This window comes from Kaistia defluvii (assembly GCF_040548815.1).
GTDB classification, from domain to species: Bacteria; Pseudomonadota; Alphaproteobacteria; order Rhizobiales; family Kaistiaceae; genus Kaistia; species Kaistia defluvii_A.
This window is the reverse complement of record NZ_JBEPSM010000001.1, coordinates 2018594-2040710: the sequence shown is the minus strand read 5'-3', so window position 1 is coordinate 2040710 and position 22117 is coordinate 2018594. Positions and strand designations below refer to the sequence as shown.

At 66.3% G+C, this 22117-nt stretch carries 21 protein-coding genes and 1 tRNA gene; 10 read left to right on the top strand and 12 right to left on the bottom strand.

Annotated features, from left to right (window positions below):
* Window positions 1–44: 44 nt before the first annotated feature.
* The 4 genes from ABIE08_RS09600 to dnaG all read right to left on the bottom strand — a co-directional run bounded on the left by ABIE08_RS09600 (window position 45) and on the right by dnaG (window position 5155).
* Window positions 45–335 carry an HlyU family transcriptional regulator gene (locus ABIE08_RS09600; protein ID WP_354550555.1) on the bottom strand — a complete coding sequence of 97 codons (291 nt, stop codon included), beginning with the start codon at window positions 333–335 and terminating at the stop codon, window positions 45–47.
* A 36-nt stretch (window positions 336–371) separates the two neighbouring features.
* Window positions 372–962, bottom strand: coding sequence for a Uma2 family endonuclease (locus tag ABIE08_RS09595; RefSeq protein WP_354550553.1), 591 nt, complete (start codon window positions 960–962; stop codon window positions 372–374).
* Window positions 963–1037: 75 nt separating this feature from the next.
* Window positions 1038–3032, bottom strand: a complete 1995-nt coding sequence (gene rpoD / locus ABIE08_RS09590) for an RNA polymerase sigma factor RpoD (RefSeq protein ID WP_354550551.1) — start codon at window positions 3030–3032, stop codon at window positions 1038–1040.
* A 173-nt stretch (window positions 3033–3205) separates the two neighbouring features.
* Window positions 3206–5155 carry a DNA primase gene (dnaG, locus tag ABIE08_RS09585; protein ID WP_354550549.1) on the bottom strand — a complete coding sequence of 650 codons (1950 nt, stop codon included), beginning with the start codon at window positions 5153–5155 and terminating at the stop codon, window positions 3206–3208.
* A gap of 210 nt (window positions 5156–5365) precedes the next feature.
* On the opposite strand from dnaG, the gene ABIE08_RS09580 reads away from it, so the two are divergent.
* From ABIE08_RS09580 to ABIE08_RS09565, 4 genes are all read left to right on the top strand, one after another.
* Window positions 5366–6208: a sugar phosphate isomerase/epimerase family protein gene (locus ABIE08_RS09580; protein WP_354550547.1), complete on the top strand. Its 843-nt coding sequence runs from the start codon at window positions 5366–5368 to the stop codon at window positions 6206–6208.
* Window positions 6209–6274: 66 nt separating this feature from the next.
* Window positions 6275–7057 carry a DeoR/GlpR family DNA-binding transcription regulator gene (locus ABIE08_RS09575; protein ID WP_354550545.1) on the top strand — a complete coding sequence of 261 codons (783 nt, stop codon included), beginning with the start codon at window positions 6275–6277 and terminating at the stop codon, window positions 7055–7057.
* 241 nt (window positions 7058–7298) lie between these two features.
* Complete coding sequence (glpD, locus tag ABIE08_RS09570; protein WP_354551644.1) at window positions 7299–8813, top strand: glycerol-3-phosphate dehydrogenase; 1515 nt, start codon at window positions 7299–7301, stop codon at window positions 8811–8813.
* A 107-nt stretch (window positions 8814–8920) separates the two neighbouring features.
* Window positions 8921–9109 carry a hypothetical protein gene (locus tag ABIE08_RS09565; RefSeq protein WP_354550543.1) on the top strand — a complete coding sequence of 63 codons (189 nt, stop codon included), beginning with the start codon at window positions 8921–8923 and terminating at the stop codon, window positions 9107–9109.
* Between the two features lie 114 nt (window positions 9110–9223).
* Here ABIE08_RS09565 and ABIE08_RS09560 read toward each other — a convergent pair whose 3' ends face one another.
* Window positions 9224–9496, bottom strand: coding sequence for a hypothetical protein (locus ABIE08_RS09560; RefSeq protein WP_354550542.1), 273 nt, complete (start codon window positions 9494–9496; stop codon window positions 9224–9226).
* A 153-nt stretch (window positions 9497–9649) separates the two neighbouring features.
* Window positions 9650–9910, bottom strand: a complete 261-nt coding sequence (locus tag ABIE08_RS09555; protein WP_354550540.1) for a DUF2171 domain-containing protein — start codon at window positions 9908–9910, stop codon at window positions 9650–9652.
* Window positions 9911–10158: 248 nt separating this feature from the next.
* Here ABIE08_RS09555 and ABIE08_RS09550 point away from each other — a divergent pair, with 248 nt between their 5' ends.
* Both ABIE08_RS09550 and ABIE08_RS09545 read left to right on the top strand, forming a co-directional pair.
* Complete coding sequence (locus ABIE08_RS09550; protein ID WP_354550538.1) at window positions 10159–11271, top strand: sensor histidine kinase; 1113 nt, start codon at window positions 10159–10161, stop codon at window positions 11269–11271.
* A gap of 167 nt (window positions 11272–11438) precedes the next feature.
* Window positions 11439–11514, top strand: a tRNA-Ile gene (locus ABIE08_RS09545).
* Window positions 11515–11695: 181 nt separating this feature from the next.
* Here the strand turns inward: ABIE08_RS09545 and ABIE08_RS09540 are convergent.
* Window positions 11696–12967, bottom strand: coding sequence for an NAD(P)/FAD-dependent oxidoreductase (locus tag ABIE08_RS09540; RefSeq protein ID WP_354550536.1), 1272 nt, complete (start codon window positions 12965–12967; stop codon window positions 11696–11698).
* Between the two features lie 129 nt (window positions 12968–13096).
* Here ABIE08_RS09540 and ABIE08_RS09535 point away from each other — a divergent pair, with 129 nt between their 5' ends.
* Window positions 13097–13816, top strand: coding sequence for an SIMPL domain-containing protein (locus ABIE08_RS09535; RefSeq protein ID WP_354550535.1), 720 nt, complete (start codon window positions 13097–13099; stop codon window positions 13814–13816).
* 76 nt (window positions 13817–13892) lie between these two features.
* Here ABIE08_RS09535 and ABIE08_RS09530 read toward each other — a convergent pair whose 3' ends face one another.
* Both ABIE08_RS09530 and carA read right to left on the bottom strand, forming a co-directional pair.
* Window positions 13893–14813 carry a diacylglycerol kinase family protein gene (locus ABIE08_RS09530; RefSeq protein WP_354550533.1) on the bottom strand — a complete coding sequence of 307 codons (921 nt, stop codon included), beginning with the start codon at window positions 14811–14813 and terminating at the stop codon, window positions 13893–13895.
* 97 nt (window positions 14814–14910) lie between these two features.
* Window positions 14911–16167, bottom strand: coding sequence for a glutamine-hydrolyzing carbamoyl-phosphate synthase small subunit (carA, locus tag ABIE08_RS09525; protein WP_354550531.1), 1257 nt, complete (start codon window positions 16165–16167; stop codon window positions 14911–14913).
* Window positions 16168–16414: 247 nt separating this feature from the next.
* Between carA and ABIE08_RS09520 the strand changes: the two genes are divergently transcribed.
* Window positions 16415–16867 carry a GatB/YqeY domain-containing protein gene (locus ABIE08_RS09520; RefSeq protein ID WP_354550529.1) on the top strand — a complete coding sequence of 151 codons (453 nt, stop codon included), beginning with the start codon at window positions 16415–16417 and terminating at the stop codon, window positions 16865–16867.
* Window positions 16868–16875: 8 nt separating this feature from the next.
* Window positions 16876–17844, top strand: coding sequence for a small ribosomal subunit Rsm22 family protein (locus tag ABIE08_RS09515; protein ID WP_354550527.1), 969 nt, complete (start codon window positions 16876–16878; stop codon window positions 17842–17844).
* Between the two features lie 69 nt (window positions 17845–17913).
* Here the strand turns inward: ABIE08_RS09515 and ABIE08_RS09510 are convergent, their stop codons facing one another.
* The 3 genes from ABIE08_RS09510 to ABIE08_RS09500 all read right to left on the bottom strand — a co-directional run bounded on the left by ABIE08_RS09510 (window position 17914) and on the right by ABIE08_RS09500 (window position 20824).
* Entirely contained in the window at window positions 17914–19155 is a 1242-nt protein-coding gene (locus ABIE08_RS09510; protein ID WP_354550526.1) for an NAD(P)/FAD-dependent oxidoreductase, read from the bottom strand.
* A 4-nt stretch (window positions 19156–19159) separates the two neighbouring features.
* Entirely contained in the window at window positions 19160–19489 is a 330-nt protein-coding gene (locus ABIE08_RS09505) for a MocE family 2Fe-2S type ferredoxin (RefSeq protein ID WP_354551643.1), read from the bottom strand.
* A gap of 249 nt (window positions 19490–19738) precedes the next feature.
* A complete protein-coding gene (locus ABIE08_RS09500; protein ID WP_354550524.1) occupies window positions 19739–20824 on the bottom strand; it encodes a fatty acid desaturase family protein in 1086 nt (361 codons plus the stop codon).
* 179 nt (window positions 20825–21003) lie between these two features.
* On the opposite strand from ABIE08_RS09500, the gene ABIE08_RS09495 reads away from it, so the two are divergent.
* Window positions 21004–22041 carry a LacI family DNA-binding transcriptional regulator gene (locus ABIE08_RS09495; RefSeq protein ID WP_354550522.1) on the top strand — a complete coding sequence of 346 codons (1038 nt, stop codon included), beginning with the start codon at window positions 21004–21006 and terminating at the stop codon, window positions 22039–22041.
* The last annotated feature ends 76 nt before the right edge of the window (window positions 22042–22117 follow it).

Below are 22117 nucleotides of genomic sequence, written 5' to 3'. Positions count from 1 at the left end.
GGTCTTTGGATCCGTGAGCGCCGCGCCGGAAGAGGTGCTACGGATCAGTTTGAGTCGAAGATCCGGTCGCCCTGCTCGTCGATGATCTGCTTGCCCTTGATGACAGCGAAATCGGCCGCCGCGTCGCGGCTCGCATGCGAGTCGACGCGCACGAAGCGGTAGGACTTCTCGACGCCGTCAATCGTCTTCTCGATAAAGCCGGCGGTCTTGTACTGGCCGCCCTCGGAATAGGGGGCAGGGCGGATGTTGTAGCCCTTGTATTCGGTCGCCTCGCCCTTGGGCTCGACGGCGTCCGAGCCGCCACCGCCGCCGAACAGCTTCTTCAGGAACGACATGGATTGCCCTTTTCGATTGGTGTCCGTGTCCGAGCCTTAGCCCGATCCGTCGCCGAGGTCGAGATCGGCGAGGCGCAGTGCGAACTCGACCGGCGCGAAGGCCGGCACGACGAGGTCCTCGGCCGTCCATGGCGCGATCGCCTGATAGCGCCCGTCGACCGGCTCGCGGTGGACATGGATCGTGCCGGTGGTCGCGTCGATCACCCAGAGCTCGCGAATACCGAAATGCGCATAGACGAGCGCCTTCGGGCCGAGGTCGAAGCCGAGCGAACTGTCGGAGATCTCCACGGCGAGCAGCGCGGTATCGCCATCGAGCCTTCGAATGCCGATAGCCCGCTCGAACAGCACCACGTCGGGCTCGAGATAGGTATCGAGCGCAAGGCGGAAGGTCGTTTTCGGGATGAGCATAATATGGTCGGGCGTCGCCCTGTACCACCGCTTCAGCAGAGCGGCCTTCAGGAGTTCGTGCCGGCTGCCCTTGGGACTCATCGGAATGAGCTCTCCCCCGATCAGCTCGACCCGTTCCCCGTCGCGCAGCAAGCCGACCTCGCTCATGCGCTCGACTTCCTTCACCGTGAAGCGACGGCGGGGGAGGCCGGCATTTTCGATCAGGGTGCGGACGTTCATGGCGGCCATTCTAAAACAAAAGGGCCGCTCTCGCGAGCAGCCCTTTTGCAGGAGGTCAGGACCGGATCCCGGCGATCAATTGTCCAGGAACGAGCGCAGCTTGCGCGACCGGCTCGGATGCTTGAGCTTGCGCAGCGCCTTCGCCTCGATCTGACGAATGCGCTCGCGCGTCACCGAGAACTGCTGGCCGACTTCTTCCAGCGTGTGGTCGGTGTTCATGCCGATGCCGAAACGCATGCGCAGCACGCGTTCTTCACGCGGCGTGAGCGAGGCCAGAACCCGCGTCGTCGTCTCGCGCAGGTTCGACTGGATCGCCGCGTCGATCGGCAGGATCGCCATCTTGTCTTCGATGAAGTCGCCGAGATGCGAATCCTCCTCGTCGCCGATCGGCGTTTCGAGCGAGATCGGCTCCTTGGCGATCTTCAGGACCTTGCGGACCTTTTCGAGCGGCATGGCCAGCTTCTCGGCCAGCTCTTCCGGGGTCGGCTCGCGGCCGATCTCGTGCAGCATCTGGCGCGAGGTGCGGACGATCTTGTTGATCGTCTCGATCATGTGGACCGGGATGCGGATGGTGCGGGCCTGGTCGGCGATCGAGCGGGTGATCGCCTGGCGGATCCACCAGGTCGCATAGGTCGAGAACTTGTAGCCGCGGCGGTATTCGAACTTATCGACGGCCTTCATCAGGCCGATATTGCCTTCCTGGATCAGGTCCAGGAACTGCAGGCCGCGGTTCGTGTACTTCTTGGCGATCGAGATCACGAGGCGAAGGTTGGCCTCGACCATTTCCTTCTTGGCCTGGCGGGCTTCCTTCTCGCCCTTCTGCACCATGTGCACGATGCGGCGATATTCGGTGATCTCCAGGCCCGTCTCGGTGGCGAGGTTCTGGATCTCGCCGCGCAGTTCGCGGATCCGGTCCTTGCCGTTGGTGACGAAGTCCTTCCAGCCGCGGCCGCCCAGATTGGCGACGCGACGCAGCCAGTTCGGATCGAGCTCCGAGCCCTGGTATTCACGCAGGAACTCGTCGCGGCTGACGCGATAGCTCTCGGCCAGGCGCAGCAGCCGGCCCTCGGAACTGACCAGGCTCTTGTTGATCGTGTAGAGCTGCTCGACCAGCGAATCGATGCGGTTCTGGTTGAGCGAGAGCGACTTGACCTCGAGGATCAGGTCGTCCTTCAGCTTCTTGTAGCGGCGCTCCTGGGAGGGCGAGAGGGTCTCGTTCTTGAGACGGCCTTCCACCAGCTGGTCCTGCAGGCGGCGCAGCTTCTTGTAGTTCTCGGCGACGTTGTCGAAGGTCTCGACGACCTTCGGCTTCAGCTCGGCCTCCATGGCGGCGAGCGACATGTTGTTCTCGAGGTCGTCCTCGTCGTCATTGTCGTCCGTCGGGGGCGGCGTGGGCGCCTCGGCGTCCTCGTCCTCGGCGTTCTCGTTGAACGGAACGCCGCCTGGGCCTGCCATCGGGGCGTTCTTGGCCTCGGGACCGGCATAGGTCGCTTCGAGATCGATGATGTCGCGCAGCAGGATCTTGCCCTCGGCAAGCTCCTCCTTCCAGATGATGATGGCCTGGAAGGTGAGGGGGCTCTCGCAGAGCCCGGCGATCATGGTCTCGCGGCCGGCCTCGATGCGCTTGGCGATGGCGATTTCGCCTTCGCGCGACAGCAGCTCGACCGAGCCCATCTCGCGCAGATACATGCGCACGGGATCGTCGGTACGATCGGTCGGTTCCTTGGTGGTCGTGGCGCGCGCGACGGCGGTGCCGGTCGATTCGGCAAGCTCGCCCGCTTCCTCCTCGGCGTCGGCAGCCGTCGGCTCCTCGGCTTCCTCGACCTCGTCGGCCTCGATCACATTGATGCCCATTTCGGAGAGCATCGACAGAATGTCTTCGATCTGCTCCGAACCGACCTGTTCGGACGGCAGGACGGAATTCAGCTCTTCATAGGTCACAAAGCCGCGCTTCTTGGCGACCTTGATCATCCGCTTGACGGCGGCATCCGAGAGGTCGAGAAGCGGACCGTCCTGCGGCTCGGCCTGCGCGTCCTGCGCCTCGTCGTTTTCCTGAACCTTCGTCGCCATGCTGTTCTCCGTCTTGGCAGAGGCTTCGCGCCAGACGGTTCTCGTCCGTCGCGCTCGCACACCACCGTTAAATCCTAGAGGCGGCAGGAGGATTCCCTCTTGCCGTCGGTCGCCCGACAATTAGACTTTGTTGTCTTAAGGCCCGCTTAACCTTACGCCGCCGCGCATCGATCCTACATCGACTTCTGTCGTCGGCCCGAACTTAATCCGAAGCCCTCGATCTGGGCCTCGGTGCCATCGCTGTTTGCCATCTGGTTCTGGATGTCGATCATCTGCGCCAAATTGGCGTCGCTGGGGTCGGCAGCCAGTGCCGCCTCGGCATCCTTGAGTTCCTTATGTAACGTTCGCGCCTTCCTGTGCAAGGTGAGAGCCTGCATCCAACCATCCGCTGCGTCACGATCCGACGCATCCGCCCGTGCCTGCCAGTTGCCGCATCGCTCGATCTGCTGGTCGAGTTTGTCCAGCAATTCGCCGAAGCGTGCGGATACAAGCCGGTCGCGTAACCCTCCGCCTTCTATATGAGGATCCTCGGCCGCAATCTCTAGGATTTGCGTGCGAAGGGAGTCAAGTTCGCGATTCGTCAACTCGATCTGGGCGAATTCATCCAGAAGGTCGGGGACAAGCCCCGGATGATTGGCCATGGTCATGACCAGCACCACTTCGCGCAGGGGCGCCTGTACCCGGCCGGACAGGGTCGTGGAGCGCTTCAGGCTCTCGGAAATGATCGGCGGGGGCTGCCGAATCGGTCGCGACGCGCCGCCCGCTCCACCGTTTGGGCCGTTGCGCCGGTCGCCGCCGCCGCCATTGCCGCGCTGCTGGCGGAAGCCGTTTTTCTGGCCATAGCCGAAGAACTCCCGCGCCCGTTCGGCAAAGGCCTGCTCGTAGTGATGGCGGATGCTTTCGTCGGCGACGGTGCGGGCAATGTCGCGCAGCCGCGCCTCCAGCGCCGCGCGGCGCTCCGGCGTGTCGAAGCCGCCGCCATCCGTCTCGCGCGTCCAGACCATGTCGAAGAGCGGGCGGGCCGCGGCCAGCACCTGCGCCATCGCCTCGCGGCCGGCCGAACGGATCAGGTCGTCCGGATCCTGGCCTTCGGGCAGCAGGGCGAAGCGCACCGTCTTGCCCGGCTTCAGGGCGGCCAGCGCCAGGTCGGCGGCGCGATAGGCGGCGCGAAGGCCTGCCTTGTCGCCGTCGAAGCAGAGAATCGGTTCCGGCGTCAGCCGCCAGAGCAGGTCGAGCTGGCGCTCGGTCAGGGCCGTGCCGAGCGGGGCGACGGTGTGGCCGAAGCCGGCCGTCGCCATGGCGATGACGTCGACATAGCCCTCGACGGTGATGATCGTGCCGGCGCTCTGTACCGCCTTGCGCGCCTCGAAGCCGTTATAGAGCAGGTCGCCCTTGCGGAAGAGCACGGTCTCCGGCGAGTTGAGGTACTTCGCCTGCGCGTCGGCCGACAGCGCGCGGCCGCCGAAGGCGACGATGCGGCCGCGGAAATCGGTGATCGGGAACATGACGCGATCGCGAAACCGGTCATAGGAAACCGGGATGTCCTCGCCCGAGATCAGCAGGCCGGTCGCGATCATGTCCTCATGCGGCACGCCCTTCGAGGCGAGATGCTCCTTGAGCGCATTACGGCTCTGGCGCGCATAGCCCAAGCGGAAGCGGCGCTGGATGTCGGGGCCGAGCGCGCGGCCGTTCAGATAGCCGCGGGCGCTGGCGCCGTCGCGCGACTGCAGCCCTTCCTCGAAGAAGCGGCAGGCAAGCTCCATGACTTCGTGCAGCGAGGCGCGCTTGCGCTCCTCGGCCTCGGCGTGGACGTCGCGCGCCGGCATGGAAAGCCCGGCCTCGCCCGCCAGCCGCTCGACGGCTTCTGGGAAGGAGAGGCCCTCGAGCTTGGTCAGGAAGGTGAAGTGATCGCCCGATTCGCCGCAGCCGAAGCAGTGGTAGCGGCCCTTGCGATCCTCGGCATGGAAGGAGGGCGACTTTTCGCCATGGAACGGGCAGCAGGCCCAGAAATCACCCTTCTGCGGCTGCGACTTGCGCCGGTCCCACGTCACCCGTTGTCCGACGATCGAGGAGATCGGCAGGCGGGCGCGGATTTCGTCGAGAAAGGAAGGCGAGAAGCGCATTGGACCCCGGATAGGCGATGACCCTCCAATTTAGGGCCTGGGACGTCGAAGGGCAAAGGCGAGCTGCAAATTATCCCGCGTCATCGCGGCGGCTTAAGGGCGCAGGCGAGGGGGCAAGGCGGAGCCATGCAACGATTCTCGATGGCCGTCGACGGTTTCCGCAACCGGCGCTAAAACCGTCTTCAACCTGTCCAAGCCGGAGCGCCCGCCATGCAACGCCTGCTCGTCTTTGAATCGCTCTGGGGCATGCAGCGCCTGAAGGGCCGCGAGGCCGACTTGCCGCTCGCCGATATGGTGGCGGAAGCGGCCGCCGCCGGCTTTGACGGCGTCACCAACCTGTTCTTCACCAAGGAGCTGGCAGCGCCCCTGGCACAGGCGGCGAGCGACAATGGCATCCAGGTCGAGGGCCAGTGCTTTCCAACCTCGATCGAAGAACTGAAGCCGGCACTCGAACTCGCCAACCATTACGGCATCCATCATTTGACCATCCAACCGGATGTCCGCCCGCGCGCCCTGGCGGAAAGCCTGCGTATCCTCGAGGGCTGGAACCGGATGGCCGAGGATTCCGACGTGCCGGTCTATGTCGAGACGCATCGCGGCCGCATCACCAACGACCTGCTGGTGACGCTCGATATCCTCGACGCCATGCCGGACCTCAAGCTGCTCGCCGACCTCTCGCATTTCATGGTCGGGCGCGAATTCCCCGAGGTGCCGGTCCCCAGGGAGATGGACGACCAGATCCGCAGGATTCTCGACAACTCCTGGGCGGCGCATGGCCGCGTCGCTTCGCCCGAGCAGGTGCAGGTCGAGATATCCTTCCCGCACCACAAGCCCTATCTCGACCAGTTCCTCGCCTGGTGGGGCTATCTGTTCGAAAGCTGGAGCCGGCGCGCCGGGCCGAACGACACGCTCTCCTTCACCTGCGAGCTCGGGCCGAAGCCCTATGCGATCAGCGGCCCCGACGGCTTCGATCAATCGGACCGCTGGGCCGAGGCGCTGATGCTGAGGGATCTCGTGCGCGAGCTCTGGAACAAAAATCCGGCAAAGCGCTAGGAGGCGCGGATGGATCGCTGCTAGTTTCGTTTTTCGACTGAATCGAAACATTCGAAAGCCGAACGCATGTTGCCGTCGCGCCAGACCGCCATTCTCGAAATCGCCAAGCAGCGCGGTCGCGTACTGGTCGACGAGCTCGCGGCGCAATTCGCCGTCACGCCGCAGACGATCCGCAAGGACTTGAACGACCTCTGCGACAAGAAGCTGATGGCGCGCACCCATGGCGGCGCCATCCTCGCCTCGGGCATCGAGAATGTCGGCTACGAGGCGCGCTCGCAGATCGCGGCACGCGAGAAGACGGCGATCGCCGAGGCGGTCGCCAAGCTGATTCCCAACGATGCCTCGCTGTTCATCAATATCGGCACCACGACGGAGGCGGTGGCGCAGGCGCTGCTGCAGCATCAGGGCCTGATGGTGATCACCAACAACATCAACGTCGCCCACATCATGCGGCCTTATCCGCAGATCGAAGTGGTGATCGTCGGCGGCGTGGTGCGCAGTTCCGATGGCGGCATTGTCGGCGAGGCGGCGATCGACTTCATCCGCCAGTTCAAGGTCGACTACGCCATTGTCGGCACCTCGGCGATCGACGAGGACGGCTCGCTGCTCGACTATGATTTTCGCGAGGTGAAGGTGGCGCAGGCGATCATCGCGAATACGCGCCATGTGATCCTGGCGTCGGACTCGACCAAGTTCGCCCGCACGGCGCCGGTGCGGATCGGCAGCCTCAGGCAGATCCACACCTTCGTCACCGATTTCTGCCCGAGCGACAGCGTGCGCGAATTCTGCGCCGCCAACGAGGTCGAGCTGGTCGAGGCGCTGCCGGAAGCCGCCCGGTCCGAAGACTAGGCGGTCTCGACCCATTCGTTTTTCGCATTTCGCCTATGCAATGCACGGGCAGCGATCGACCGCGCGCGCCGCGATCTGGCGAGATCGGCCATGTTTATCAAGGCGTTGATCGGTTCGATCGGCAGCCGAGGCGTGCTGCACGACTTTCGTTTTATGCGCGAAGACATTCGAATTTACTTGCGTTTCCGTTTCGTCTGGCGCATAGCAACCACATTGCAGCGGGAGGCGATGCGTCTTGGCTATGCTCGACATCTTCATCATCGGCGGCGGCGTGAACGGTTGCGGCATTGCCCGCGACGCGGTCGGGCGCGGCTTCTCCGTCGCCTTGGCCGAGATGAACGACCTCGCAAGCGGCACCTCGTCGCGCTCGACCAAGCTGGTGCATGGCGGCCTGCGCTATCTCGAGCATTACGAGTTCCGCCTGGTGCGGGAATCGCTGATGGAGCGGGAAGTGCTCTGGGCGAGCGCGCCGCACATCATCCATCCGCTGCGGTTCGTGCTGCCACATCACAAGGGCCTGCGCCCGGCCTGGCTGCTGCGGCTCGGCCTGTTCCTCTATGACCATATTGGCGGCCGCAAGCGCCTGCCCAAGACAAGGACGATCGATCTCACCCGCGATCCCGCCGGCGCGCCGCTCAAGGGCGACTATCGGCTGGGCTTCGAATATTCCGATTGCTGGGTCGACGACGCCCGCTTGGTGGCGCTGACCGCCCGCGACGCCGCCGATCGCGGCGCCCGCATCGATACGCGCACGAAGGTCACCAACGCCGAGCGCGTCGGCAATCATTGGCGCATCACGCTGCGGGACGAGCTTACCGACGAGACGCGGCAGGCCGAGGCGCGGCTGCTGATCAATGCGGCGGGCCCCTGGGTCGACCGCGTGCTACGCGGCATGTCGGGAGCGGATGCTGGCCACCATGTCCGCCTCGTGCAGGGCAGCCACATCGTCGTGCCGAAGATGTTCGAGCACGACCGCTGCTACATCTTCCAGAATGCCGATGGCCGCATCATCTTCGCCATTCCCTATGAAGATGATTTCACGCTGATCGGCACCACCGACCGCGACTATACGGGCGATTTGAAAGAGATCGAGATCTCCGACGAGGAGACGGACTATCTCTGCGCGGCGGCGAGCGAGTATTTCAAGCAAGAGGTGCGCAGGGACCAGATCGTCTGGTCCTATGCCGGCGTCCGGCCGCTCTATAACGATGGCGCCAGCAGCGCGCAGGAAGCGACGCGCGAATATGTGCTGAAGGTCGATGGCGCGGCCGATGCGCCGAAGATCATCAACGTCTTCGGTGGCAAGATCACCACCTTCCGCAAGCTCTCCGAGCATGTGCTGGAACATGTCGAGGCGGCGCTCGGCAAGCGCGGGCCGGCCTGGACGGCGGAGGCGATCCTGCCGGGCGGCGATCTGCCGGCTGGCGGCATCGAGGCCAAGATAGCCCTTCTGGTGGAACGCTACCCGGCGATCGATCGCGCGCTGATCGGGCGGCTGGTGCGCCATTACGGCACGCGGGCGCGCAGCATCCTGGGCATCGCGCGCAACGAGGCGGAGCTCGGCCGTAATTTCGGCGCCGGCCTGACCCAAGCCGAGGTCCACTATTTGATCGAGCAGGAGTGGGCGCGTTCGGCCGAGGACATCGTCTGGCGGCGCAGCAAGCTGGGGCTGCGCATGAGCGCGGCCGAGATCGCGGCGCTCGACGACTACATGCGGAGCGCGCTGCAGGAGCGGATGGCGGCGGCGGCGCAGTAGCGGCGGCGATAGCGCTGGACCGCGATGGCGCGGGCTGACACACTCGGCGACGATTGATTTGACACGCCGTTGTTCAGCCGGCGCCCGGACGCCGCAGGAGACTTTGTATGAGCGATACCAACGACTACAGCGAGATCAATGGCCGGATCGCGGCTGTGCGCGAGGAAATCCGCATCGTGACCGAGCAGGCCGCGGCCGAGTCCGGCGGCGCGGTCGAGGAGCGGTTGAGCAACCGTCTCGCCGAGTTGGAAGCGGAGCTCGAAGAATTGCAGAAGGGTTCGAAGGGCGCGGCCTGAGCCTGCCTGTCTGAAGCCGTCCCGCGTCGCCCCGAAGGGCGGATGGCTTCCGTGCCATCCCGTCCTTCGCGACGCCCGCCTCCGAGAAATCACGCTGGTCCGCGGACTGCCGGCTCAGCGTGCATTTTCCTTCTGGTCGACCGTGTCCTGCAGCGCCGCATCGATCATCGCTGACAAGATGCGCGCCGGCTTGCGGCCGTCCCAGGGCGCGTCGCTGACCAGGCCGGCGCGAAAGATCATGTCTTCCGTCGGAAATCGCATGGCCTCCATCGCCGCCCGAGCCTGCTTCTCATAGCTGCGCCAGTCCCGCATCGCTTCTTCGGTTGGCTCGGCCACGCTCGCGTCGCGAATTGCCATGGCGACGCGTTTCACCATCTCGTTGCTCATCATCGGGCTCCTCTCTTCATGGAAAGAGATGGCGCGCGCCGGATCGACCGCAATCCTGTTCCGCCAGCAAGGCAGGCCTTCACGTCCCGTGCGGCGGGGACAAAAAAAGCCCCGCACGATGGCGGGGCTCTTTTGGGCGTCCTGAAAGGACCGTTATTCGGTCGAGGCGCCGGTCTCTTCTTCCTCGAAGGTCACGGCAACATCGCCATTGGCCGAAAGCCGGACGCGGTTGCCCTCGACTTCGGCGACGAGGCCGAGCGAGATATAGTGGTGGTGGCCCTTGTGGGATCCGACGCCGCTATCGGTGCGGGTCAGCTTGATGCGGTCGCCCTCGACGTGATCGACCGTCCCGACATGAACACCGTCCGCGCCGATGACTTCGGCATGTTCCTTGATCTGGCTGGCAATCGACATTGGATTCTCCTGTGTTGGCAGGAGACAACGCGCTCGCCCGTCAATGGATGCACGCGCGGCGGGACGCCGGCAAGAACGCCCGCTGCGACGATGGCAACGGCGGCCTCGGGTAGACTCCGTTTGGACAACCGGCCGGAGATGCCTATTGTACTTCCGCTATCCGCTATCAATCACGAATGCGGGCCACCGGGACCTCTACATGTACGCCGTGACTGATCGAAAATATGTCTGACACCGGACCTGCGGGCATGGCCGACGGCGCTCAACACTTTCTTGCAACGGCGGCTGGCCAAGGGGCCGATCTGCGCTTCCTGTCCGGCGGGGGCGAGATGGGCGCGCGCGTGCGGGCGTTCGATTGGGCTTCCAGCCCGCTTGGCGAGCCGCAGGACTGGCCGCATTCGCTGCGCACCGTCGTCGCCCTGGTGCTGTCCTCGCGCTTTCCGAAATGCCTCGTCTGGGGCGATCCGATGATTTCGATCTACAACGATGCCTTCGCGCCGATCCTCGGCAAGAAGCCGATGTCGATCGGCCGGTCGTTCCGCGACATCTGGAGCGAGGCCTGGCCCTCGATCGGCCCGATCGCCGACAAGGCCTTTGCGGGCGAAGCGACCTTCATCGAGGACTTCCCGCTGGTCGTGAACCGCAACGGCTATCCCGAGCAGGCCTATTTCACCTTCTCCTACAGCCCGGTGCTGGGCGAGACGGGCGAAGTCGCCGGCTTCATGGACACGGTGATCGAGACGACGGGCAAGGTCGAGGCCGAAAACCGGCTTCGCGTGCTCAATGCCGAACTCGGCCACCGGATGAAGAATACCCAGGCGATCGTCCAGGCCATCGCCCGCCAGACCCTGCGCGGCATGGCCGACGAAGAGGCGCTGCATGCCTTCACGCAGCGCCTGATCGCGCTCAGCTCGGCGCATGAGATCCTGCTGAAGCAGGATTGGCAGGCGGCGCCGCTCAAGGCCGTCGTCGAAGGCGTTCTGGTGCACCACCTCGAGGCCAACCGCTTCCAGCTCGACGGCCCGGATTTCCACATTGGCCCGAAGGCCGTCCTGTCGATCTCGCTGATGATGCACGAGATGGCGACCAATGCGATCAAGCACGGTTCCTTCTCCGTCCCGAACGGGCGGGTCGATATTGCCTGGACGATTGAGGGCGAAGGCGAGGATGCGGTCCTGCGGCTGCGCTGGTGCGAGCGGGACGGCCCGCCCGCCGCGGCACCGACGCGCCATGGTTTCGGCTCGCGGCTGATCGAGGGCGGCCTGACCGGCACGGGCAACACGAAGCTGCACTTCCTGCCGACCGGCCTCGTCGGCGAGTTCGAGGCCCCCGTCAACTGGATCTCCGCCGGGGCGATCTAGCCTCCGCCGGCGACGGCGGGTTTCGCGGGAGCCTCGCTCCGCGCCGGCCTGCCGCCGCCTTCGCCGGCGCGGCGGCCACCTCCCATGGGGAGGACGCTCGCCTGTGAAAGCGGACCACGCGTTCCGGGTCGACAAGCCAGGCCAAAGGCGATACGGAAAGCCCTTGGGGGCCTATAGCTCAATGGTTAGAGCCGACCGCTCATAACGGTCTGGTTCCAGGTTCGAGTCCTGGTGGGCCCACCAACTCGACCCTCGGCTTATCTTCCCGTCCGAAGGCGTACAAATTCCTCAATGAAATCAATGGGTTTTGGACTGCAGGGACGCTGACGGACCTTTCCGTCTGCCGTTTTGTTAGTACGGTTTTTGGTATCCAATCGGCAGGCGCCATCCGTACCAACGCATCAGCTGATTCAGGGGCGGCGGTTCAGTCGTCGCCTACCAGGGGATCGCGCTGGGTGATCAGGCGGGCGCTGCGGCTGCCGGTGGTGTGGATCCACAGCCAGGACAGTGCGACGGCGAGGCGGTTGCGCACGCCGATCAGGAAGAAGATGTGGGCAAGGCCCCACATCCACCAGGCGAAGCCGCCCTTGAAACGGATCCAGCCGAAATCGACCACCGCCGCCTTGCGGCCGATCGTGGCGAGGTTGCCCTGGTCGCGATAGCGGAACGGACGCGGCGTCCGGTCGCCGGCAAGCCGCGCCAGCAGCGTCGCGCCGACATGGCGCCCCTGCTGCTTGGCGGCGGGCGCCACGCCCGGCACCGGCTTGCCCTCCGACATCACCATCGCCGTGTCGCCGATGACGAAGACGTCGGGATCACCGGGAAGACTCAGATCGGGCTCGACCTTGACCCGCCCTGCGCGATCGGCCGGCGACACGCCGAGCCAGGTCGCGGCGGGCGAAGCCTGCACGCCAGCGGCCCAGATCACCGTCTCGGCCGCAAGGACCGTGTCGCCGATCGAGACCTCGCCGGCCGCCATGCCGGAGACCGGATGCCCGGTCCGCACCTCGACGCCGAGCTTTGCGAGCGCCCTGGCGGCATAGTCGGAGAGCTCCGGCCGGAACGCCGCCAGCACGCGCGGTCCCCCCTCGATCAGCAGCACGCGGGCGCTGGCCGGATCGAAATTGCGGAAATCGCCGGGCAGCGTCCGGTGCGCCAGTTCGGCGATGGTGCCGGCCAGTTCGACGCCGGTGGGGCCGCCACCGACGATCACGAAGGTAAGCCAGGCGGCGCGCCGGGCCGGGTCGGGCTCGCGCTCGGCCCGCTCGAACGCCGTCAGGATGCGCCGGCGCAGGGTCGTGGCATCCTCCAGCGTCTTCAGGCCCGGCGCCAGGGGCTCCCATTCGTCATGGCCGAAATAAGCGTGGCGCGCGCCGGTCGCGACCACCAGCTGGTCGAAGGGCAGTATGGCGCCATCCTCGAGCTCGACGTTGCGGGCCTGCCGGTCGACGCCGACCACCTTGCCGAGCACGACCTCGATGTTCTTGTAGCGGCGCAGCAGGTGGCGGATCGGCCAGGCGATCTCGGAGGTCGAAAGCAGCGCCGTCGCCACCTGGTAGAGCAGGGGCTGGAACAGATGGTGGTTGCGCTGGTCGACGACGGTGACGCGGGCGGTGCTGCCGCCCAGGCGCATGGCTGTCTCCAGCCCGCCAAAGCCGCCGCCAATCACGACAATCCGGTTCGAAGGCTCGGTCATTCGTCCGTCCTTTGTTGCCCTGGTGACGATCATCATCTCGCCAACAGGTGGTCGCAGTCCCGTCGCAATGCCAACCTATTCAACAACCTATCGTAGTGCCTGCCAATCGAGACGAAGGAAACCGCGACCATGCGCACCATCAACTTCCGCACCGCCATCCTGGCTTCTACCCTGCTCGCGGTGTTCGCGGCCCCCGCGCTGGCGCAGTCGGCGCCGCAGCCGCCGACGCTCACCGTCTTTGCCGATGGTAGCGCCACCGCCGCCCCCGACATCGCCATCGTGACGCTCGGCGTCATTTCGGAATCTCCGACAGCCAAGGACGCGCTGGCCGCCAACGCCACCGACATGAACGCCGTGATCGCGGCGATCACCGGCGCCGGCATCGCCACCAAGGACATCGCCACCAGCGGCCTGTCGGTCAATCCGGTCTATTCCGACCCGTCCAAGGACCCGAATGGCCAGGCGCAGGTCACCGGCTACCGCGTGCAGAATCAGGTAACGGTCAAGATCCGCGATCTCGCCCAGTCCGGCCCGCTGCTCGACAAGGTCGTCTCGGCCGGCGCCAACCGCGTCACCGGCATCGATTTTGACATCGACAAGGCGACCTCGCTGCGCGACGCCGCGATGAAGGCGGCGATCACCGAAGCGCGCCGCCGCGCCGAACTGATGGCGGAAGCGGCGGGCGTGAAGCTCGGCGAGATCCAGTCGATCCAGACCAGCGATGGCGGCGGCGTTCCGATCTTCCGCGCGCAGATGGCGATGAAGGCCGATTCGTCGACCCCGGTGATGGGTGGCGAGCAGCAGATCACCGCCAACGCGACGATCGTCTACCAGATCTCGCCGCGCTGACCCCCTGCGCCTGACATCTGGCGCCTGACGAAATGGCGGCCTCTCCCTCGGCGGAGGGCCGCCCCCGTCGGCACGGCTAAGCGACATCCTCGACGGCCTGGCCCGTGGGGGCCGGCGCGAGGACGGAAATCGCGCCGGGCACGCTTTCGAATACCAGTGGCGTCTGCATCCGCGTCAGCTCGCCATCGACCGAGAGCCAGACCCGGGACCGGTGGCTGGTGATCGTGGCATGGCTGACCGCCAGCGAGTTGATTTCCGGATTGTCGCGCCAGCGCCCGGACAGAAGGTCCAGCCCCGCCTGCATCCGGCTTGCCATCTCGGCGCCTTCCGCGAAATGGATCTCGATCACGCCCTCGTCGAGCCGCGGGCGATCGAAGCCTCCGGTAGACAGCCGGTTGTTGGTGACCAGCAGCGCATAGGCGGCAATCTCGCGCTCGCCCTGCGGCGTCTCCAGGTTCAATTGCAGGATGCCGGCGCGGGTGAACGCGCGGAATGACGAGCGCGCCACCGCGATGAAGCGTCCGAAGGGCAGGCTGAGGCCGCGGAACTGCGCCCGCCCACGCGCCACCTCGGCGAAGAAGCCGAGCCCCGCGAGCGAATGGAACAGGCGGCCATTGACGGAGGAAAGATCGATCCGGCTCGGGCTGGCATCGGCCAGCGCTACCAGCGCGGCGTCGAGATCCGTCGGCATGCCGAGGCTCTTGGCGAACAGGTTCATCGTGCCGAGCGGCAGGACGCCCAGCGTGCGCTCGGTGCCGGCGATCTTGCGGATGGCGTGCCCGACCGAGCCGTCGCCGCCGCCGACCACGACGGTCTGAGGACCCGACTTGGCGGCGTCGTCGATCGCCCGCATGAAGTCGTCGCCTTCGGCGAGCACCACCTCGGCCGAATGGCCGCGCTCGGTGAAGGTGCGCTCGACCGCGGCACGGATCTCGGCCGGATCCCGATCATGGATCGTTCCGGCCTTGGCATTCAGGATAACGATGGTATCGACCACTATGGGCTCCCCCGCGACGCCTCAAGGTGGCGACGCCGACGGGGCAACGCAAGCCGTCCCGGAACGATCCGTGGTGCGGCGATCGAAACCGGCTTCCTTAGCGGGTCTGCAGCGGGACCGGCGTCGGGCGCGCTTCGGAGAGGGCGGCCTCGCCCTTGCGGGCGCGCATCAGATTGACGAAGCGCGTGAACAGATAGTGGCTGTCCTGCGGGCCGGGGGAAGCTTCCGGATGGTACTGCACCGAGAAGATCGGCTTGTCCTTGACGCGCAGGCCGCAATTCGAGCCGTCGAACAGCGAGACATGCGTCTCCTCGACGGTATCGGGCAGCGAGCCGGCATCGACGGCGAAGCCGTGGTTCATCGAGGTGATCTCGACCTTGCCGGTGGTGCGGTCCTGGACCGGATGGTTGGCGCCGTGGTGGCCCTGGTGCATCTTCTTGGTCTCGCCGCCGAGCGCGATGCCGAGCATCTGGTGGCCGAGGCAGATGCCGAACAGCGGCACGTCGGCCGCGATCACTTCCTTGATCGCCGGCACGGCATATTCACCCGTTGCGGCCGGGTCGCCCGGGCCGTTCGACAGGAAGACGCCATCCGGCTTGTGCGCCAGGATTTCCTCGCCGGTCGCCGTCGCCGGCAGCACGGTCACGTCGCAGCCGGCATCGGCCAGCAGGCGCAGGATGTTGCGCTTGATGCCGTAATCGACGGCGACGACCTTGTGGACCGGGTTCTCCTCGCGGCCGAAGCCCTTGTTCCAGACCCAGGTCGTCTCGTCCCAGCGGAAGCTCTGTCCGGTGGTGACGTCCTTGGCGAGGTCCATGCCTTCCAGGCCCGGCCAGGCGGCCGGTTCCTGGGCAAGCGCCTGCCGGTCGAAGGCGCCGTCCGGCGCATGGGCGATCACGGCGTTGGGCATGCCCTTCTCGCGGATCAGCGAGGTCAGCGCGCGCGTGTCGACGCCGGCGATGCCGACGATGCCGCGCGACTTCAGCCACTGGTCGAAATTCTTCAGTGCGCGGTAGTTGGACGGGTCGGTGATGTCGGTCTTGATCACGCAGCCGCGCACGCCCGACGCCGAGGCCATGTTGATGGTCTCGATATCCTCGTCATTGGTGCCGACATTGCCGATATGCGGGAAGGTGAAGGTGATGATCTGCCCGGCATAGGACGGGTCGGTCAGGATTTCCTGGTAGCCGGTCATCGCCGTGTTGAAGCAGACTTCGCCGACCGCGTGGCCGACCGCACCGATGCCTCGGCCCTCGATCACGGTGCCGTCGGCGAGGATCAGAAGCGCGGTCGGCTTCGGCTCGGCCCAGACGTTCTCATCCGCGATCGTGTCGGTCAGCATTGTGTCGGCCATGGTCTACCTGCGGGTCTCGAGACGGGGCGCCAAGCTCGTGCCGACAAGCTCATGCCGCACAAAAACGCGGCGGATCCCGTGGATCCTCCGCCTCGCGCCCATTTGCCGGGAAACTAGGCCAAGAGGCCCCACCCGTCAACCCGAAGCGGAAAATACAAAAGTCATAGATTTCAATGTGTTAGCATTGATGTGCTTGAAGGCCGCGCCAAGCTTCTCTATGGTGCGGCAGCGTTCAAGGAGATTGAAGATGCGCGACACCATCACCGCAGCCCTGAAAGCGGCCACGCTGGCCCAGGACAAGAGGCGCACCGGCACGCTTCGCCTGATCATGGCCGCGATCAAGGATCGCGACATCGTCGCCCGCACCGCCGGCGCCGGCACGGCCAGCGACGTCGAACTGATCGACCTGCTCGCCAAGATGGTCAAGCAGCGGCTGGAATCGGCCAAGATCTACGAGGACAATGGCCGTCCCGAGCTCGCCGCGCAGGAGCGCGAGGAAATCGCCATCATCGAGGAATACCTGCCCAAGCAGTTGAGTGAGGACGAGGCCAAGGCCGCGATCGCCGCCATCGTCGTCGAGACGGGCGCCAGTGGCATCCGTGACATGAACAAGGTGATGTCCGAGCTGAAGGCCCGCTATGCCGGGCAGATGGACTTCTCCAAGGCGAGCGCCGCCGTCAAGGCAGCCCTTTCCAGCTAGGAACGACCATGGAACTGCCGCCCGCCCTCCGCGACGCCGTCGACGCGGCGCTCGAGGGCGCCTCGACGGCGGCCCTTGCCGAAGCCTCGGCCATGCTGTCACAGCGCTATCGCAGCGAGCTTCGCGACGGCCGGTTCCACGTCTCCGAGGACGATGCCGCGCGCGCCTATCTGGCGGCGCGGCTGCCCGCCACCTTCGCCGCCGTCCGCGCCGCGATGGGCGAGGCCGAACTTCAGATGCTGGACTTCCAGCCGACATCGCTGCTCGACCTCGGCGCCGGGCCCGGCACCGCCATGTGGGCGGCGCGCGACGCCTGGCCTTCGATCGACGACACGCTGATGATCGAGGGCAGCCCGACCATGCGGCGCTGGGGCGAAAAGCTCGCCGCCTCCGCCGCGCCGTTTCGGCGCGAATGGCGTGTGGCGGATTTTTCCAAGGGCAGGCTCGCGGTCGGGACGCATGATCTCGTCACCATCGCCTATGTGCTCGACGAACTGGAAATCGACGCCCGCGCGGCACTGATCGAGGCGGCGTGGCAGGCGACCGGCTCGCTGCTGCTGATCGTCGAGCCCGGCACGCCGGCCGGCTGGCAGCGCATCCTGGACACGCGGACGCAATTGCTGGGCCTCGGCGCGAACATCGTCGCGCCCTGCGCGCATCAGGCGCCGTGCCCGATCGTTTCGCCCGACTGGTGCCACTTCTCACGCCGCGTGGCGCGGACGAAGATCCATCTGCGCAGCAAGGGCGCGGTGGTGCCTTTCGAGGACGAGAAGTTCATCTATCTGGCCGTCTCCCGGGCACCGGTCGCCCGGACCACGGGCCGCGTCCTGTCGCCGCCTCGCGCCGGCAGCGGCAAGGTCAGCCTGAAGCTCTGCCTCGCCTCCGGCGCCGCCGAGACGCGGCTGATCACCAAGCGCGACGGCGAGCTGTTCAAGGCCGCCCGCCGCATCGACTGGGGCGACGCGCTCGAGGTCTAGCGGGCAGGGGCGTCTCTTCCCCCTTCCTGCGCCGCCGCCCGACACGCAGAAATGCGGCCGGGACTTCGATCACCCCGCCAGCAATCCCTTCAGCTTCACAGAGCCATCCGCCAGCGCCGCCTTGTCCGGTGTCGCGCGCTTGGCGATGAGCATTTCGGCGAGGCGGACATCCCGGCCGATCTTGCCGTTCGGGCCGACCGCGCTGGCCGCGATCAGGCGGCCGTCGCTGGCGAGGTGGAAATCGAGCCGTGCCCCGTCGCCGAGATCGCGCGTCACCGTCTCGTGGCCTTCATCGGGAAGGCCGGCGATCTGGAGGGTGAGGTCATATTGATCCGACCAGAACCATGGCACGGCGTCATAGGCATCGCCGCCGCCCAGCATGGATTTCGCCGCCGCGTTGCCCTGGTCCTGCGCGTTGCGCCAGGCCTCCAGCCGCAGTCGCCGGCCGTCATAAAGCGGGTGCGGGAAAGAGCAGCAGTCGCCCGCGGCAAAGATATCGGGATCGCTGGTCGCCAGTCGCTTGTCGGCGGCGATGCCGTTGTCGATCGCGAGCCCGGCCCGTTCGGCAAGGCGGGTCTCCGCCACCGCGCCGATGCCGGCGATTATGCCGTCGCAGACGATGCGTTCGCCGGTCGACAGCCGGATGGCGTGGCGCGCGCCCTCCGCCTCGATGCGCTCGATCCCGAGGCCGGTCAGCAGCCGGACACCCGCCGCGGCGTGCCGGGCCGCGATGACGTCGGCAATGGCCGCGGGCACGGCGCGGGCGAGCAGGCGCGGCGAAAGCTCGATCAGCGTCACCTCGGTGCCGCGCGCGCGAGCCGCCGCCGCCAGTTCGAGGCCGATGAATCCGCCGCCGATGATGGCGATGTGCACACCCGGAGTGAGGCGAGAACGCAGCGCGCGGGCTTCCTCGAAAGTGCGCAGATACAGCACGTTTTCCGGTCCCGCGCCGGGAAGGGCCAGCTTTCGCGCCCGCGCGCCGGTGGCGAGCAGCAGCCGGTCGTAGCGCAGCCACCCGCCACCGGCGAGTTCGACCGCATGCGCGGCGCGGTCGATGGCGATGGCGGCGCGACCGCCGAGATGGCGGATGCCGTGTTCGTCGAGCCGATCGGGCGTCAGGATGAAGGCGGCCTGCGGCTCGGCTTCGTCGGTCAGCGCGGCCTTGGAGAGGGGCGGGCGCTCATAGGGGCGGTGCGCTTCCTCGCCGAGCAGGGTCACGTTGCCTTCAAAGCCGTTCTCGCGCAGCGCCATGGCCGCGCGCGCCCCGGCTTCGCCCGCGCCGATGACGAGGATGGTTTCCGCCTTCGTCATCGCCTCACGCCAGGCCGAGCAGGACTTTGCCGCCGTCCAGCTTGACCGGATAGGTCTTCAGATTGAGGCAGACCGGCGCGCCCTTGGCCTGGCCGGTGCGGTAATCAAAGCGGCCATTGTGCTTGGGGCATTCGATGATGTGGTCCATGACGAGGCCATCGGCCAGATGGATCCGCTCATGCGTGCAGAGCCCGTCGGTGGCGAAATACTCGTCGTCCGGCGAGCGGTAGATCGCATAGGTGTGGCCGGCATGGTCGAAGCGGATGACGTCCTCCGCATCGATATCGTCGGCCTCGCAGGCTTCGATCCAAGTCGTGGCGGTGGTGGTGGTCATGATCATGATGGTTCCTGCTTATTGAGTAGCGTTCGTGCGCTGGCGATGGGCGCGATTTCGGGGGGTACCCCCTCCCCAAAACCGGCCTTGCCGGTTTTGACCCTCCCTCAAGGGGAGGGTTTAAACGGAGATAGATCCGGGCTCGGCAGGCCTAGGCGCTCCTCTTGAACCCTCCCCTCGAGGGAGGGTCGAAAGCGCAAGGCGCTTTCGGGGAGGGGGAGCTTGACGCCCAGCACACACGGCGCCCTCTCACTCCGCCGGCACGAACTGCGTGCCATGATTGTAGGGCACGGACTTTTCCGGGTTAGGCAGCTGGCGTCTGACGAAGAAGCCGGGCTCGCGGGTCTGGCGGAACAGGGCCGGGATGATCTCGGCATAGGCTTCCCAGAGGCCGCTATAGGGCGTCGGGCAATCGTCCTTGATCGCCTCATGCAGCTTCGGCAGCGCGTGATAGGGCACCATCGGGAACATGTGATGTTCGACGTGGTAGTTCATGTTCAGATAGAGGAAGCGATAGACCGGGTTCATGTAGACGGTGCGGCTGTTCAGCCGGTGATCGAGCACGTCCTCGTCGAGGCCGGCATGCTGGGTCAGGCCAAAGATCACCGTGAAGTAGCCGCCATAGAGCGTCGGCAGACCGATGAACATCGCCGGCAGGATCGAGCCGATGGCAACGCACCAGATCGCCACGGCGGCGAAGATCGCGAGGTACAGCCGCGCGATCCAGTAGACCTTGCCGCGCTCCATCTCCGGAATATAGGTCCGCTCCTCGTCGGTGAGCCTGCCGCCCGCATGCAGGAACAGCTTCTTGAAGGCGGCGTAGCTGCTCTGGATCGCGAACAGGTTCAGCAGGATGCCGAGGATATCCGGCGGGCGCGGCACGGCGATCTCGGGGTCGCGGCCGACGATGATCGTGTCCGTGTGGTGCCGCGTATGGCTCCAGCGCCAGACGGTCGGCTCACGCAAAATCATGAAGCAGGCGATGTGATAGACGACATCGTTCATCCAGCGCGTCTTGAAGGCGGTGCCGTGGCCGCATTCGTGCCAGCGCGAATCCGACGCCGAGCCGTAGAGAATGCCGTAGACCGCGAAGAAGGGGAGCGCCCACCAGCTGCCCCAGAAGTAGTAGCCACCGAGACCGGTCAGGACGAGAGCCGCGAACCAGATCGCCGTGTCGCGCAGCGCCGGGCCATCGGAGCGTTTCATCAACTCCTTCAGCTGCTTGCGCGGGATCGGACATTGATACCACTCCGCCGCTGCCAGGCCCATTTCCTCGGCCCGCCGGGTATCGCGCCCGACTAGGGAATAGTCGCGTAACACCGTTCCGGTGGTCATTCCGTTCCTCCGCCGCATCGCGCTTTTGGGCCAGTCCGCAGGGGGAGGCGCGCTTTCGATGTCTGAAACGAGACTAGCCCCGCAGGCTTCCCGGCTCAATCGGACGATGATAGAATCTCTCACGAAAGCTCAAGGCTGCGGCGGATCGCGATGATGGAAACTATCAAGGCTGGACCCGCATGGACGGCGTGACCCGGCCGACCATCCGCGACCTCGCCGAAGCCGCCGGCGTCGGCGTCGCCACGGTCGATCGGGTGCTGAACCAGCGCGCGCCCGTCCGGCGCGAGACGGCGGAGCGCGTGCTCGCCGCCGCGGAGGCGATTGGCTATCACGGCACCGGCCTGCTGAAGCGGCGGCTGGAGGAAACCGCGCCAAGCCGCACCTTCGGCTTCCTGCTGCAGCGCCGCGCCGATGCCTTCTATCAGGAGATGGCGGCGGCGCTGGTGGCGGCCACCCGCGCCGCGCCGGGCGTGCGCGGCAAACCGGTCGTCGAGTTCGTCGAGGATATCTCGGCCGGCACGGTGGCGGAAAAGCTGCTGGCGCTGGGCGCGCGGGTCGATGCGCTGGCCGTCGTCGCCGCCGACCACCCCAAGGTGACCGAGGCGGTGGAGCAACTTGCCGCGCGGGGCGTCGGCGTGATGACGCTGCTCTCGGAACTGTCGGCGCCGGGCGGCATCGGCCATGTCGGCATCGACCATCGCAAGGCCGGGCGCACCGCCGCCTGGGCGATTGCGCGGCTGGCGAAGAAGCCCGGCAGCGTCGGCATCTTCGTCGGCAGCCACCGCTATGTCGGGCACGAGCTCTCCGAGATCAGTTTTCGCAGCTATTTTCGCGAGCATGCGCCGGAGTTTCGCCTGCTCGAACCGCTCGCCAATCTGGAGGATCCGCATCTCGCGCATGAGGGCACGCTGGAGCTGCTGAAGCGCAATCCGGACCTGGTCGGCATCTATGTCGCCGGCGGCGGCATGACCGGGCTGATCTCGGCCCTGCGCGAGAGCGGGGCGGCCGGCCGGATCCTCGCCGTCTGCAACGAACTGGTGCCGGAGACGCGCGCCGCCCTGGTCGATGGCGTCCTCGACGCGGTGATCGCGACGCCGGTGCAGGCGCTCGCGGAAAGGTCGGTCGAGATCCTCGCCCGCGCCGTGGCGGGCCGGGCCGGGGAGGGGGAGAACCGCGTGCTGTTGCCGTTCGAACTCTATGTTTCCGAGAATGTCTGATGGTGGCGGGCCGATGAAAAGGGCTAGGGTGAGGCCTCGGGCCGGCTGCGCGCCCTTCGCATCGCGTCGTCCCGGG